Origin of the sequence: Paenibacillus sp. FSL R5-0744, from assembly GCF_037972555.1 — a bacterium.
Lineage (GTDB): Bacteria > Bacillota > Bacilli > Paenibacillales > Paenibacillaceae > Paenibacillus_AQ.
In genome coordinates, this window is sequence record NZ_CP150228.1 from 1,109,639 (window position 1) to 1,124,468 (window position 14,830).

9 protein-coding genes are annotated in these 14,830 nt (G+C 45.4%); 6 read left to right on the plus strand and 3 right to left on the minus strand.

The annotated features are described in order from the left end of the window. Positions 1–107 precede the first annotated feature (107 nt). The 4 genes from MKY19_RS04880 to MKY19_RS04895 all read left to right on the plus strand — a co-directional run bounded on the left by MKY19_RS04880 (position 108) and on the right by MKY19_RS04895 (position 9,332). The gene (locus MKY19_RS04880; protein ID WP_042185237.1) at positions 108–2,462 is read left to right on the plus strand and encodes a YhgE/Pip domain-containing protein; all 2,355 of its coding nucleotides are present in this window, start codon (positions 108–110) and stop codon (positions 2,460–2,462) included. A gap of 364 nt (positions 2,463–2,826) precedes the next feature. Next, on the plus strand, positions 2,827–7,422 hold the full coding sequence (gltB, locus tag MKY19_RS04885; protein ID WP_339800815.1) for a glutamate synthase large subunit: 4,596 nt from the start codon (positions 2,827–2,829) through the stop codon (positions 7,420–7,422). Positions 7,423–7,639: 217 nt separating this feature from the next. After that, positions 7,640–8,551, plus strand: a complete 912-nt coding sequence (locus MKY19_RS04890) for an ABC transporter ATP-binding protein (protein ID WP_339804174.1) — start codon at positions 7,640–7,642, stop codon at positions 8,549–8,551. Continuing rightward, entirely contained in the window at positions 8,544–9,332 is a 789-nt protein-coding gene (locus tag MKY19_RS04895) for an ABC transporter permease (protein ID WP_042185240.1), read from the plus strand. Before MKY19_RS04890 ends, MKY19_RS04895 begins: the two co-directional genes overlap by 8 nt. A gap of 8 nt (positions 9,333–9,340) precedes the next feature. Here MKY19_RS04895 and MKY19_RS04900 read toward each other — a convergent pair whose 3' ends face one another. After that, the gene (locus MKY19_RS04900; RefSeq protein WP_339800819.1) at positions 9,341–9,790 is read right to left on the minus strand and encodes a polymer-forming cytoskeletal protein; all 450 of its coding nucleotides are present in this window, start codon (positions 9,788–9,790) and stop codon (positions 9,341–9,343) included. Positions 9,791–9,830: 40 nt separating this feature from the next. Continuing rightward, entirely contained in the window at positions 9,831–10,949 is a 1,119-nt protein-coding gene (locus tag MKY19_RS04905; RefSeq protein ID WP_339269040.1) for a peptidoglycan DD-metalloendopeptidase family protein, read from the minus strand. Between the two features lie 208 nt (positions 10,950–11,157). Here MKY19_RS04905 and cls point away from each other — a divergent pair, with 208 nt between their 5' ends. Both cls and MKY19_RS04915 read left to right on the plus strand, forming a co-directional pair. Further along, positions 11,158–12,588, plus strand: coding sequence for a cardiolipin synthase (gene cls / locus MKY19_RS04910; protein ID WP_339800823.1), 1,431 nt, complete (start codon positions 11,158–11,160; stop codon positions 12,586–12,588). Between the two features lie 240 nt (positions 12,589–12,828). Continuing rightward, the gene (locus MKY19_RS04915) at positions 12,829–13,668 is read left to right on the plus strand and encodes a YitT family protein (protein WP_231573468.1); all 840 of its coding nucleotides are present in this window, start codon (positions 12,829–12,831) and stop codon (positions 13,666–13,668) included. Between the two features lie 237 nt (positions 13,669–13,905). Here MKY19_RS04915 and ligD read toward each other — a convergent pair whose 3' ends face one another. Beyond that, on the minus strand, positions 13,906–14,790 hold the full coding sequence (gene ligD / locus MKY19_RS04920; RefSeq protein WP_339800826.1) for a non-homologous end-joining DNA ligase: 885 nt from the start codon (positions 14,788–14,790) through the stop codon (positions 13,906–13,908). Between the last annotated feature and the right edge of the window lie 40 nt (positions 14,791–14,830).

The following is a 14,830-nucleotide window of genomic DNA, read 5'->3' on the forward strand; positions in this document are numbered from 1 at the left end:
TTATCCCCTGAATTGACCAGATGGGGAAAACGGTCACCTAGTGTTACGTAATATTTCGCAAACAAAGCATTTTAAAGAGAGCATAAGCTCATAAGGAGAGAACCAGAATGAAATCATTATCCGTATTTACCAAGGATCTTGGCGCAGCACTGAGAAATCCAAAGGTGCTAATTCCGATGATTGCCATCCTATTTATTCCGGTGATGTATAGCGGATTCTTCCTAAAGGCATTCTGGGATCCGTATGGCAAGATGAATGAGTTACCGGTTGCTGTTGTCAACCAAGACGTCGGTGCTAATTATGAAGGAAAACAACTTCAGGCCGGAGATGATCTGGTTGAGGAGCTTAAGGTAACCGATGGCTTTCAATGGAACTTTGTTTCACTAGAAGAAGCGCAAGCAGGAATGAAGGACAATACCTATTATATGGCGATTATTGTTCCAGAAGACTTCTCTGCTAAAGCAACAACGCTTTTGGATGATGAACCACAACCGGCAAAAATTATTTATGAGCCAAATGAAGGCTACAACTTCCTGGCCGGACAGATCGGTGGAACGGCTGTATCAGAAATTAAATCTAAAGTATCCGCTAAGGTAACAGAGGCTTATGTGGAGTCTGTATTCAATCAGATTACAGAAGTTTCTGATGGATTGGGCGAGGCGGGAGATGGAGCTTCCAAGATCGCAGATGGCGCTGGTAAGCTAGATGACGGAGCCTTGAAGCTGAAAGATAATCTTCTTGTACTGACAGATGGTACAGGTAAACTTCAAAATGGTGTAGAACCACTTACTAAAGGTGTGTCTGATTTAAATTCAGGTGCTACTGCAATTCAAACGGGTTCTAGCACTTTGGCAGGCGGTTTGCAACAATTGTCGGCTGCTCATACACAGCTTCAAGATGGCGTTGCACAAAGCGCTGCCGGCAGTAAACAGCTTAGTGACGGCTTGAAGCAAGCTGTAACAGGTGCCACACAGCTTCAAGCAGGTACGAAGTCTGCTGTAGATGGTACTACTAAATTACAAGCAGGAACACAATCTTTAGTTGACGGCAGCGCGAAGCTGGAAGCAGGTCTAACCTCTTCCGTGGATGGCAGCGCGAAGCTGGAGGCAGGCTTGCAGGCTTCCGCAGAAGGTAGCACAAAGGTTACTGAGGGCGCTAAAGCGGTCGCTCAAGGCTTGCAGCAATTGGCACAGGCTAGTCCTGAGTTGGCACAGAATCCGGCCGTACAGAAGCTCCTAGCAGCTAGTGCAGCTGTTGCACAAGGTAGTGAGCAACTGCAACAAAGTCAAGAGCAGCTGGCACAGGGTGCTACTGCACTCCACAGTGGGCAAGAGCAACTGGCACAAGGTGCAACTCAACTGCACTCAGGTTCACAGCAGGTAGCTGCTGGTGTAACTCAGTTGCATGATGGAGCACAGCAATTAAATGCTGGTAGCACACAGCTTTTGACAGGACAGCAAAAACTGGCACAAGGCGCATCTGCACTTGTAACAGGTGGCAATAAGCTGAATGCAGGGATGCAACAATTTGGTGCGAAGCTTAAAGAAGCTGCAGCTGGAGGCAGCAAGCTGGCTGAAGGCGGTAAAGCGCTTGGCGATGGTACCTCAAAACTGCTAAGTGGTGTAGGCGAACTAGGTTCCGGTATCAGTGCTGTAGCAGATGGTTCGAAAAAACTGGCTGACGGTGCAGGCGAGCTGAAAGATGGTATGGATGATCTGAAATCTGGATCAACAGAACTGGCAACTAAGCTTAGCGATGCTGCTGAAAAAACAGGCAGCGTGAATAAGTCAGATAAAATGATGGAAATGTTCGCACAACCGGTTGTGATTGAGGATCAAGTTGTAAATCATGTACCGAACTACGGCACAGGGTTTGCTCCTTACTTCTTATCTCTTGGGTTGTTCGTAGGTGCACTGATTTCTACAATTGTTATTCCAATGCGTGAATCAGCTGTAATAGGCGCAAGCCGTATGAATCGTTTTATCAGCCGTACGCTTACGTTCTCAATCATGAGCTTTATCCAGTCTATGCTGGCTGCTGTGGTTGTATTGTACGGACTTGGACTAGAAGTACAAAGTGTACCGCTATTCTTCCTATTTACATTCTTGACTAGTCTAGTTTACACATGGGTAGTTCAATCCATTGTTACTTGGCTGGATCAACCGGGACGTTTTGTTGTTATCGTTATTCTTATTTTCCAATTAACAACTAGTGCCGGAACATTCCCACTTGAATTGATCCCGAACTGGATGAAATTCTTTAACCCACTGCTTCCTATGACTTACACAGTTAGTGGTCTTAAATCAGTAATTTCTACAGGGGACTTCAGTGCAATGTGGAGTGACGTAGGTGTTCTTGCAATCTTCGGTCTTGGGTTCCTTGCTCTTACTTTCGCTTACTTCATGACCCGCAGTCGGGACAATGAAGCTGGAATGAACAGTGAACAAGCTATGACTGTATAATTTGAAAAAAAGTAATTAAAAAGCGTCTCCTCCGGGAGGCGCTTTTTTTTGAGTTTAAATCATAGAACCCTTTTTCTTGCAAACATTCAAGGGTGATGAAAATTCTTGAAACGCTTTCATTGCATAAGTTCTTATGCGTCATTTATGCATAATTATACATAGATGAGTTTTTTTAAACTTTTGTCCACTAAAGCTGTGTCGCAAAAAGAAATGTTAATCAGCATCATAAAAAAGTTTAAATTGCGCTGTTGTCACCCCGGTGATAAAATAATAGCACTAATCTGGCTTGAATAATTATTAAAATTTTAATCTGAAAAATTTTCCAAAGATTACGCCATACTTTATAATAGAAAGGTTGCGTTCGATGAGACACACTGAACTGCCCGGAAAACAGGGCCTGTATGATCCCCAGTTCGAAAAAGATGCTTGCGGCATGGGATTTGTAGCCCATATTAAAGGCAAACCGTCCCATGATATTGTTAGTAACGCTTTAACAATGCTCTTTAATATGGAGCATCGTGGCGGACAAGGTAGCGAACCCAACTCTGGTGACGGAGCAGGTATCATGCTTCAAATTCCGCACCGTTTCTTTGCTAGTGAAGCCCAGAAGCTTGGCTTTGCTTTGCCGGAACAAGGCCATTATGGCGTAGGTATGATTTTTCTATCTCATAACGAGAAAGTTCGGGCTCAACATGAGGCTCTCTTAAGCAAAATTATTGCTGAAGAAGGTCAGGAAGTACTCGGCTATCGTGATGTACCTACCTATGATGAAATGCTTGGCAAAACTGCGAAGGCTGCAAAGCCTTTTGTGCGCCAAGTGTTTATCGGTCGCTCGACCTCGGTTACGAACGAATTGTCTTTTGAGCGTAAGCTTTATGTCATCCGCAAACGTGCAGAGCTTGCGATTCGCTACGGTGGTGTAGAAGAGGCTGAAGCCTTCTATATCCCAAGCTTGTCATGTCGTAAGATCGTGTACAAAGGCATGCTGACTACAGAACAAGTCGGACAATTCTACCTGGATTTGCAGAACGAAGAGCTGGAATCAGCAATCGCGTTAGTTCACTCCCGTTTCAGTACGAATACCTTCCCAAGCTGGGAACGTGCGCATCCCTACCGCTTTATGATCCACAATGGTGAGATCAATACCTTGCGCGGAAATGTGAACTGGATGCATGCCCGCCAGTCGCTGTTCAAGAGTGAAGTGTTCGGCGAAGATCTGAGCAAGATCAAACCTGTTATAAACCCGGATGGATCGGACACAGCAATGTTCGATAATACCTTTGAGTTTCTTTATTTGAGCGGACGCTCCTTGACACAAGTAGCCATGATGATGGTTCCTGAACCATGGAGTAATCATGACAGTATGGACGCCGACAAGAAAGCTTTTTACGAATACCACAGCACTTTGATGGAGCCATGGGACGGACCTGCTGCAATGGGCTTTACAGATGGTGTGCAAATCGGCGCTATTCTGGACCGTAATGGCTTGCGACCTGCTCGTTATTATGTAACAAAGGACGACATGATTATTCTATCCTCCGAAGCGGGTGTACTGGACATTCCAGCAGAGGACATCTTATATAAAGACCGCCTGAAGCCTGGACGCATGCTGCTCGTGGATACGAAGGAAGGCCGTATTATCTCCGATGAGGAAGTCAAATCGGCTATCGCCACTGAGAAGCCTTACCGCCAGTGGCTGGATGAGCATTTGATTAGTCTCGAAGAGCTTCCAGATGCGCCTGAACTACCAAATCCTAAGCATGACAATGTGCAGCAGCTGCAGCAAGCGTTCGGCTATACTTTTGAGGACTTGCGCAAGGTGCTTGAACCAATGGCATCTACTGGCGCTGAAGCTGTAGGTTCCATGGGTTATGATGCGCCGCTCGCTGTGCTTTCAGACCGTCCGCAGCGTCTATATAATTATTTCAAACAAATGTTTGCTCAGGTAACGAATCCACCAATCGACGCTATTCGCGAAGAGTTGGTTACCTCTACTACGACTACAATTGGACCAGAGCGTAACTTGCTTAAACCAGAACCAGAAAGCTGTCGCCAAATATCGCTGCACACACCGATTCTTTCGAATGAAGATTTTGCTAAAATTCGACATGTTCGTCGTGCAGGCTTCAAGTCGATGTCTATTCCGATTCTTTTCCCAGCTGAGCTCGGAGCAGAAGGAATGCGTATCGCGCTTGACCGTATGAACGAGGCTGCTGATCGCGTTATGGCTAAAGGTCATAACATTCTGATTCTGACGGACCGGGGTGTGGACCGTGAGAATGCTGCGATTCCTGCTCTACTTGCGGTATCGAGCTTGCATCACCATCTGATCCGGCAAGGAACACGGACAAAAGTTAGTATTTTGCTTGAATCCGGTGAACCTCGTGAAGTCCATCATTATGCACTTCTGCTTGGTTATGGTGTGAGTGCAGTCAATCCGTATCTGGCCTTTGAAAGCTTGGATGATATGATCGGCCAAGGCTTACTGCGGGGAATCTCGCATGAGAAGGCTGTGAAGAACTATATTAAAGCTGCGACTAAGAGCGTAGTTAAGATTCTTTCCAAAATGGGGATTTCGACTATTCAATCCTACCGGGGCGCGCAGATCTTTGAAGCTGTGGGTCTGAACTCGGAATTCGTGGATCGTTACTTTACTTGGACACCTTCCCGCATTGGCGGTATTGGTCTGGAGGAAGTAGCAACCGAGGCACTTATCCATCATAACCGTGCTTTCACGGAAAAAGACGGAAATGATAAAGTGCTTGATTCCGGTGGTGATTATCAATGGCGAAACGATGGGGAAGATCATTTGTTCAACCCACAGACCATTCATCTGCTTCAGCACTCCGTGCGTAGTGGGGATTATAAGTTGTATAAGAAATATGCTGCACTTGTTCAAGGTGAAAGTGAGAAGCATCTGACAATTCGTTCCTTGTTGCAGTTCAAGTCAGCTTATGAACCGATTCCATTAGAAGAAGTAGAGCCAGTGGAGTCCATTATGAAACGGTTCAAGACGGGTGCGATGTCCTTTGGTTCCATTAGTAAGGAAGCGCATGAGACCCTCGCTATTGCAATGAACCGGATCGGTGGTAAGAGTAATACTGGTGAGGGTGGAGAAGATCCAGCCCGCTATATCCCGGACAGCAACGGCGATTCCCGTCGCAGTGCGATTAAACAAGTAGCCTCCGGACGTTTTGGAGTTACATCTAACTACCTTGTTAACGCTGATGAGATCCAGATTAAGATGGCTCAGGGTGCTAAACCAGGGGAAGGCGGACAGCTTCCAGGACGTAAAGTTTATCCATGGGTGGCTGAAGTGCGTGGTTCAACAGCTGGTGTGGGCTTGATTTCACCTCCGCCGCATCATGATATTTATTCGATTGAGGATTTGGCAGAGCTGATCTACGATCTGAAGAATGCCAATCCACGTGCAAATATTAATGTTAAGCTCGTCTCTGAGTTCGGAGTAGGTACGATTGCTGCTGGCGTAGCCAAAGGGCGCGCTGATATTATCCTGGTAAGTGGCTATGACGGGGGTACAGGTGCATCTCCGATGAACTCCATTCGTCATGCAGGTCTTCCATGGGAACTTGGCTTGGCCGAAACGCATCAGACGTTGATGCTGAACAATCTGCGTGACCGCGTTGTACTGGAAACAGACGGAAAAATGCTTAGCGGTCGCGATCTAGCCGTAGCTGTATTACTAGGTGCTGAAGAGTATGGCTTCGCTACTGCTCCGTTAGTAGCTGTGGGTTGTATCATGATGCGTGTCTGCCAAATGGATACTTGTCCGGTTGGTGTAGCGACACAAAATCCAGATCTTCGTAAGAACTTTACGGGTGATCCACAGCATGTAGTTAACTTTATGACCTTTGTGGCACAGGATTTACGCGAAATCATGGCGAGTCTTGGCTTCCGTACGATTGAAGAGATGGTTGGCCGTACAGATTGCTTAGACGCTGCTCAAGCTTCGCAGCATTGGAAGAAGAAGGGCGTAGATTTGAGTAGTCTGCTGCATGTACCGGAAATGCCAGAGGGAAGCACACGCTTCTGCAGTAAACGTCAGAATCATGGTCTGGAAGAGACGCTTGATGTCTCTAAACTGCTGGATCTGGCTGCACCTGCACTGGAATCAGGAACGGCTGTAGAAGCATCGTTACCGATTACGAACGTTAATCGTGCCGTTGGAACCATCCTTGGTAGCGAGCTGACACGTAAATACGGGGCAGCCGGCTTGCCTGATGATACGATTCGTCTTCATTTCACCGGTTCTGCTGGTCAAAGCTTGGGTGCATTCGTGCCTAAGGGGATCACACTTACGGTGGAAGGCGACTCCAATGACTACGTTGGTAAGGGACTATCGGGTGGTAAGATTATTATCAAACCATCTCCAAAAGCTACCTTTGCAGCTGAGGACAATATCATTATCGGAAATACTGCATTTTACGGAGCAACAGCTGGAGAAGCTTATATCAACGGTATCGCCGGTGAACGCTTTGCCGTTCGTAATTCTGGAGCGAAGGTTGTTGTAGAAGGTGTGGGTGACCACGGTTGTGAATACATGACTGGAGGCCGTGTGGTTGTTCTTGGTGAAACAGGTCGTAACTTTGCGGCAGGGATGTCAGGTGGTATCGCTTATGTTTACGATCCAGAGAGATCCTTCATCGGCCGCTGCAATCTCGAGATGGTACTTCTCGAGAGAGTGGAAGAGCCAGAAGAGATCGATGAGCTGCGCGAGCTGATTAGCCGTCATGTAGAGCTTACAGGCAGTAAGGCGGGAGCGCGGGTATTGGATCAGTGGGCAGATAGCTTGCCGAAGTTCGTTCGTGTCATTCCGAAGGATTACAAACGGATGATGGAGCAGATTCGCAAAGTAGAGCAAACCGGATTGACCGGCGAGGCTGCTTTGATGGCTGCATTTGAAGCGAATATGCGCGAGCTTGCACGTGTAGGTGGCTAAATACCTGCATTCTGAAAAAACAGGTAATATTGAATGAAGTGATATAAGGGACTTGGACTCTTTCGTTTGCGGGAGGCCAGGTCCCTTTTTGTTCAAATCGAATCGAATCCTCGGTCTAAACAACGTTAGACTGTTTCTTTTTTGTAATTTTCTGAAAAAAACGGTATGGTAAACTTGTTTGTAAATGAAAGGGAGTGATACTGTGTCAAATACAGAAATGCTGTCTGAACCTGTTGCCCGTCTGCAGGGAGTTACCAAGAAAATAGGCTCTAAGACGCTGGTGAGCAATTTAACGCTGGATATCCCACCGGGTCAAATATTCGGGTTTTTGGGACCAAACGGAGCAGGGAAGACGACAACAATACGAATGATGGTGGGATTAATTTCCATTAGCAGTGGGGACGTCCTGATCAGTGGTCATAGTATTAAAAATAATTATAAAGAGGCTATTGCAAGTGTTGGGGCTATTGTAGAAAATCCTGAAATGTACAAGTTTCTGTCCGGGTATCAGAATCTTAGACAATTTGCACGGATGGTACCGGGAGTCAGTAAGCAACGGATTGATGAGGTTGTGGAGCTGGTCGGGCTTGGTCAAAGAATTCATGACAAAGTGAAGACTTATTCCCTAGGTATGCGTCAGAGACTTGGAGTAGCTCAGGCGCTACTAAACCGACCAAAGTTACTGGTTCTAGATGAGCCAACCAATGGGCTTGATCCACAAGGCATACGTGAGCTTCGTGACTATCTGCGCCTACTCTGTCGTGAAGAAGGAACAACCGTATTTGTCTCCAGCCATTTACTTTCCGAAATGGAGCTCATGTGTGACAGTGTAGCCATTATTCAGAATGGGCAACTGCTTGAGGTAAAACAGCTAAAAGAGGTAGGCAATGTTACAATGCCTATCGGAGAAACCTTGTTTGAGGTTGACGATGCCGAAGCTGCACTTGCTCTCATTGGACAAGGAACATTAAAGAGCGGTGGGCTTGTAGTTGAGGCGGCACGTGAAGAAATTGCTGAGTTTAATGCCAGACTAGTGGCTGGTGGGATTAAAGTGTACAGTATCAAATCACTTGCCCGTACGCTAGAGGATCAATTCTTAGAGGTTACAGGAGGTGAAGGAATTGAGTAATTTTACAGCGTTGATACATAATGAGAACATCAAGATATATAGTCGTGCTCGCACATGGATTATGCTGATTATTCTAGCAGTGTTTAGTGCGTTTCTTCCGGCTCTTATGTATTTCACAACGGATAACCCTGCATCACGCTTAGGCGTTTGGGACAGCTTCCAAATGATAGTGAGTGTTGTATTCTTCCTGAATACGATCTTCGTTGTTGTTATAGCCGCTGACTCCGTAGCGGGCGAATTTACCTGGGGAACCATCAAAATGCTGCTGATTCGCCCGTGGAGCCGTTCCCAGATCTTGCTCTCGAAATACATTAGCATTGTGTTGTTTAGCTTGCTTTGTACTGCAGTATTGATTGTTTTTGGTTTAGCTTCATCGTTTATTTTCGCCTCTCCAACTGGAGACACACTGTCTTCGATTACAGCTTGGAGTCCTGCTGAGTATTCCTTTATAGATCTCCTATGCCGCTATGTCACTCTTTTCTTGACGGTTACGCTTGCTTTTATGATCTCTTCCGTATTCCGTGCAAGTGGATTGGCGATAGGATTATCTATGTTTATCATGTTTGCCCAAGGTATTTTCGCTGCTTTACTTAATCCGGATGTGTTCGAATGGGCAAGATATTTAATTTTCACTCATATGGATCTAAGGGTCTACATGGGATCTGATATTGGTCCAGGTGGTGCTACACTAGGCTTCTCCATTGCTGTGCTGGCAGTGTATTATGTTATATTCTTAGCAGTTTCCTGGTTTGTCTTCCGTAAACGGGACGTTGCTGGATAAAAATAGGATTAACCGGCTTCAAGCGTTTCTTCTGCTTTGGAGGAACGTTTTGCTGTCTTGTCCTTTTTCGTATTACTTTTGAGCTCACCTGCTTGTTCAGAGGTGGGCTGTTCATGCATGGCGATGGACCCATTAAGCAGGCTGCCTTCCATAATACTGAGTGCTCCTGCAGAAATATTACCGTGCAGCTCGCCAGTACCGGTCATAATGAGCCTACGGTCTGCGGTAACATCTCCATATACTTTACCAGCGATAACGATCTCTTCTGCTCTAATACTGGAGCGCACCGTGCCTTCCTCACCTACAGTGACTACACCACTGCATATAATTTCTCCGCTAAAGGTACCTTCAATCCTCAGGTTCGTATCGCAATGTACTTTACCCTCGAGCGTACCCCCATGCCCAATCAGAGAGTCAGTAGACTTGATAGAGGCACGCTGCTGCCGCTTATTCCACATGTATATATTCCTCCTATTTCATATATTTTTACATTAACGTTTAGGGTTTAACATAATCCAATGGATCCACAGTTTTATTCTGCTTCACTACCTGGAAATGAAGATGAGGTCCTGTGCTTCGACCAGTGTTTCCAAGCAAGCCGATCTTCTGCCCCTTATTAACCTTGTCTCCCGCAGATACATTCATTGCCTGCAGATGCATATACCAGGTTTCAAGCCCGTTCGAATGCTTGATCACGACATACTTGCCTCTCGCACCCATCTGCTCGGAGGTAACGACCTCCCCGTCTAAGGCGGCATATACAGGATCGCCTAAGTTCCCGGCAATATCGACACCTGAATGGAACGCGGATAAACCTTTGAAAGGATCTGTTCGGTAGCCGAAGCTTGAGGAGATGACCCTAGAATCGGTTGGCCAGAGTACCGCTGCATTTAGTCTGGCTTTTTCAGCTTGAGCTTTTTTTGCCTGTTGATTTGCTTGAACGTTATTCGCATGCTCCGCCAGAGTGATAGTTTGAGTAATACTTTCCACCATTTCATCGAGCATACCGTGGATCTCTTCGAAATCGTCTTTTGTTTCCTCCACTAGATTCAGCGATTCGTTCTGATAAGACGCGATATATTCTCCGCCTACCTGTGATGTGATTGTAGCTTTAAAAGATGTCTCATTTGGGATTGGCACAGCGTTACGGCTCGATAAGCCTAAGGTTGAGTTTGAAGCGGTTGATCCCTTTTTTGATTCTTTTGTTTCAGCGGCGGAGCCTTTGCTTTTGTTGATCAAAGACTGTAACTCCTGTTCCAGCGCATTTACACTCTTCAGCTTGTCTTTAATATTATCTGCCTCTTCTGATAGCTCGCTGACTTGAGTACGAAGCTGCATTAGATCCTTATCCTTGTCAGCGACCTTCATTTCCATGCGGAGATTGGTTAGTGATAGTGCGGCTGCCTCAGCTTCCAGTTGTGAGATCGACTGCGAGGCATGGAAATGCATAGAGGTGACCAGACTGGAGAGGGACAGGGCTGCTGCTGCCGGCAGGGCGAACGCAAGTGGCTTGGAGATCTGGAGTTGTTTGACTGGGCGTCCGGCATCCCTTACGACGAGCAGCGTAATCCGGTTATGATCTGGCTGACTCTTCATGGCTTCTCCTTTCTGCGGCATATGGCAGCCGCCTTACGATACACGAAGCTAACGACCTTACTTCCATTAGGCTCATCCCGAATTGTCTTACTACTCTATGTATTCCATATCTTTCAGGAACATGACAACGGTTTGTTTGAATAAAGAAAGAGAGTTACGGCAAAACCAGTAATAGAATCGTCGCAGCGAGTCTATTGGTAACTGTTTTATTAATGAAGGGGGTAGGGAATTGAAGATTTTTGCGATAATTCTAAGTCTTTTTATTATTCAGGTCGCAGTAATTGTATTTATGGAGTTTCGTCGCCCGCAAAGGGCTTTGGCGTGGTTGTTCATTTCATTCTGTTGTCCGCCGCTGGGTCTGGCATTCTATTATTTTCTGGGCCGTGATTATAGACAGAATCGAAAATTAAACAAAAGATGTACTACACTATTTCGTGAAATTCGTTCGCATGTCTCTGGCAATATTAAGGTAGTAAAGGATGTTACTGAGAGTGGGAACGCTCAGTTTGAGAATAATAAGGGTCTATTGGGTTTGCTTTCTAAGATCGCAGAAGGACCAATTACTGGTCATAACAAGAGCAGGGTATTATCATCTGCGAGAGAAGCGTATGATGCTATGCTGGAAGCTATGGAAGAAGCGAAAGAACATATACATATGGAATTTTATATTTATCGTGATGATGAGATCGGTGAGCAATTTCAAGATGTTATGATTCGGAAGGCGCGACAGGGCGTTAAGGTACGCTTGCTTTGTGATGGTCTGGGCAGTCATAAATTAAGTCGTAGGTTTATTCGAACGATGAGAAATGCTGGGGTGGAGTTCCACTTTTTTTTACCTCCGATTAGTTCTCTGTTAGACCGTCGTTTTAATTTCCGTAATCATCGGAAGATCCTGGTGGTAGATGGCCTCGTTGGCTTCACGGGTGGAATGAATATAGGGGATGATTATTTGGGGAAGGATCTCAAAATGGGATACTGGCGTGATACCCATCTGCGTCTCGAAGGAGACTCAGTATATTATATTCAGTATGTCTTCTTAAAGGATTGGAGATTGGCCTCTGGCGAAAGCACAAGCCATCCGCGTCTGTTCCCAAAACATAATTGTGAGTCACAAGAAGCCGTGCAGATTGTAGGGAGTGGTCCGGATGCTGCAATGGACGCCTCTCAAGAGATGTATTTTGCCGCCTTATGTGCAGCTAAACAGCGGATTTGGATTACTTCACCGTATTTTATTCCTGATCCTGCCATCTGCCGGGCCTTGAAAAGTGCAGTACTTCGTGGAGTGGATGTAAGAATTATCATTCCGGCGAAGCCTGATAATGTGCTTGTCTATCATGCTTCTTTGTCTTATTTAGAAAATTTACAAGACGCTGGAGTGAAATTCTACCGCTATACTAAAGGATTTATGCATGCCAAAATCATGATTATCGATAATCTGCTCGCTACAGTGGGGAGTGCAAATCTGGATATGCGCAGCTTTTATTCTAACTTTGAATTGACTGCTGTGCTGCTACATCCTGATGCTATATCCCCTCTAGTCACAGGGTTTGAGAAGGATCAAAAGCACAGTGAATTTATTGATCCTGTAAAGTTTAAGGAGAGAGGGAGAATTGTCAAACTCGGTGAAGGGCTGTGTCAGTTGTTATCTCCGCTATTATGAGCGGAAAGAGGACTAAATCTGAATTTTTCGAAGGATATAACGTGTTCCATTCATTATTAGGGCTTATTTTGTGATATAATAATTGTATAAGAAGAAATGTAAGAAAGTATAGATTATAATTATACTTCCGAATGTTTCAACACTATACTGTTAAATTGTAGGGGGAGTTCTATGAATGTGAGTCCACAAATGATTGCCAAAGAGGAAAAGAACAAGCTGCAGAAGACCGGAACACATAAAATGGCTAAGTTCGCGCAGCGAATGATCATGTTATCCATTGGGGCAGCAATGATGGCTGTTGCACTTGAGATATTCCTCGTACCGAATCAAATGATTGATGGTGGGATTACCGGTATCTCCATTATTTTATCACATCTATTCGACATTCCTCTGGGGATTTTATTGACGCTGTTAAACCTTCCGTTCTTGTTAATCGGTTATAAGCAAATCGGTAAGACCTTTGCCTTATCTACCTTATATGCAATTGTGCTTATGTCTATTGGTACTTCAATGTTGCATCATGTGAATGCTTTTACGGTTGAGCCAATGCTTGCTGCCGTTTTTGGGGGGATCATTCTTGGTGTAGGTGTTGGGCTAGTTGTACGTTTTGGCGGATCTCTAGATGGTACAGAAATTGTTGCGATTCTAGTAGCCAAGAAGCTTCCCTTCTCTGTAGGTGAAGTTGTTATGTTCTTCAACCTGTTCATCTTATCCGGAGCTGGATTTGTGTTCGGTTGGAATAATGCGATGTTCTCACTAATTGCTTATTACATTGCATTCAAGGTAATTGACATTACACTTGAAGGTCTGGATCAGTCGAAATCGGTATGGATTATTAGTGATAAATTCCGTGATATCGGTGAAGCCTTGACGGAACGTCTTGGACGTGGTGTTACTTATTTAGATGGAGAAGGCGGATTTTCCGGGGAGAATAAGAAAGTGATCTTCGTGGTTATCACCCGTTTGGAAGAAGCTAAGCTTAAATCCATTGTTGAGGATTGGGATACTGGTGCATTCATCGCAATAGGTAACATTCATGATGTTAAAGGTGGCCGTTTCAAGAAGAAAGCAATTCATTAGCTTACCATCCTACAAGGACGCCGCAGGCGTTTTAGCTTGGCACTTTAGTACTATTAACTGAAAGAAGGTATTTTTACGAATAATGGAGCAATAAATACGGTGAACAAGACTCGATATGCCGTATTCTTATACAATATACCTTCTGTCCTTGAGTGGGACGCCTGATAAGCCCGTAGCATGAAATGATGCTGCGGGCTTATTGCTGTTTTTGGGGTCATTATTCGTGGCATTCCATCCCTATGGAAGCTTAGCAATGAGTTGTTTGACGGGCTGTGGTGGCACTTTTTCCAAAAGATCTCCCATCTGTTGCAGGCGTTCCTCAATATTGAGCAGATGAAAATCAGTAGGAGATACGTTTTGCTGAACCTCTTTCCAGAGCAATGGTGTGGATACTGTAGCAAGCGGCCTGGCACGTGGTGTATAAGGTGCAGCTAATGTTTTGCCACTGTAATGCTGGAGGTAGTCAAAATAGATTTTATCTCCCCGATTCTTCTTCAGACGCTCCAAGGTGAATAAATCGGGGTGCTTTTCAGTGACATAACGCCCCACAAAGTATCCTATTTTTCGCAATCCATCAAAAGTAACGCCAGTCTCGATAGGAACGATGATCTGTACCCCGGTAGCCCCGGAGGTTTTGGGCACAGAGGATAAACCAAGGGAGGTTAGGACCGTCCCTACGATTGCAGTTGCTTCCATGATACGGGGCTCGACCTCACGCGACGGATCTAGATCAATCATCCATTCACAAGGCAGCTCGCTACCTACATAATGCAAAGAAGGATGAAACTCCAAAGCAGCCAGATTACCCAGCCAGATCAGCTCAGGTAAACCTTGCAGCTTGATATAGTTAATATTCTCGTGAACAGCGGTCTGGACAAAGGCTGGAAGAGGATCAGGTGCATTTTTCTGATAAAAGGACATTCCAGAGATACCATGCGGATAACGTATTACGGTTAGCAGCCGATCTCGACAATAACGCAGCAGGTAGGGAGAGAGGGCGGCGAGCTTTTCCAGATAGATCCGCTTCGTAATCCCGCAATCCGGCCATAGCAGCTTCTCTGGGTTGGTGATGGTTATCTCTTGGCTGTCTACAGTAATTGTGCCTTTGATGGCTGCTGGCATCCTGAACCTCCTCTCTGTTATAGGAATGAGGGTATTATGT

Bases quoted from the DNA above. Each gene is read 5' to 3' on its own strand.
- gltB (WP_339800815.1), top strand. From the start codon at position 2,827: ATGAGACACACTGAACTGCCCGGAAAACAGGGCCTGTATGATCCCCAG.
- ligD (WP_339800826.1), bottom strand. From the start codon at position 14,790: ATGCCAGCAGCCATCAAAGGCACAATTACTGTAGACAGCCAAGAGATA.
- MKY19_RS04880 (WP_042185237.1), top strand. From the start codon at position 108: ATGAAATCATTATCCGTATTTACCAAGGATCTTGGCGCAGCACTGAGA.
- MKY19_RS04900 (WP_339800819.1), bottom strand. From the start codon at position 9,790: ATGTGGAATAAGCGGCAGCAGCGTGCCTCTATCAAGTCTACTGACTCT.
- MKY19_RS04905 (WP_339269040.1), bottom strand. From the start codon at position 10,949: ATGCCGCAGAAAGGAGAAGCCATGAAGAGTCAGCCAGATCATAACCGG.
- MKY19_RS04890 (WP_339804174.1), top strand. From the start codon at position 7,640: ATGCTGTCTGAACCTGTTGCCCGTCTGCAGGGAGTTACCAAGAAAATA.
- MKY19_RS04915 (WP_231573468.1), top strand. From the start codon at position 12,829: ATGGCTAAGTTCGCGCAGCGAATGATCATGTTATCCATTGGGGCAGCA.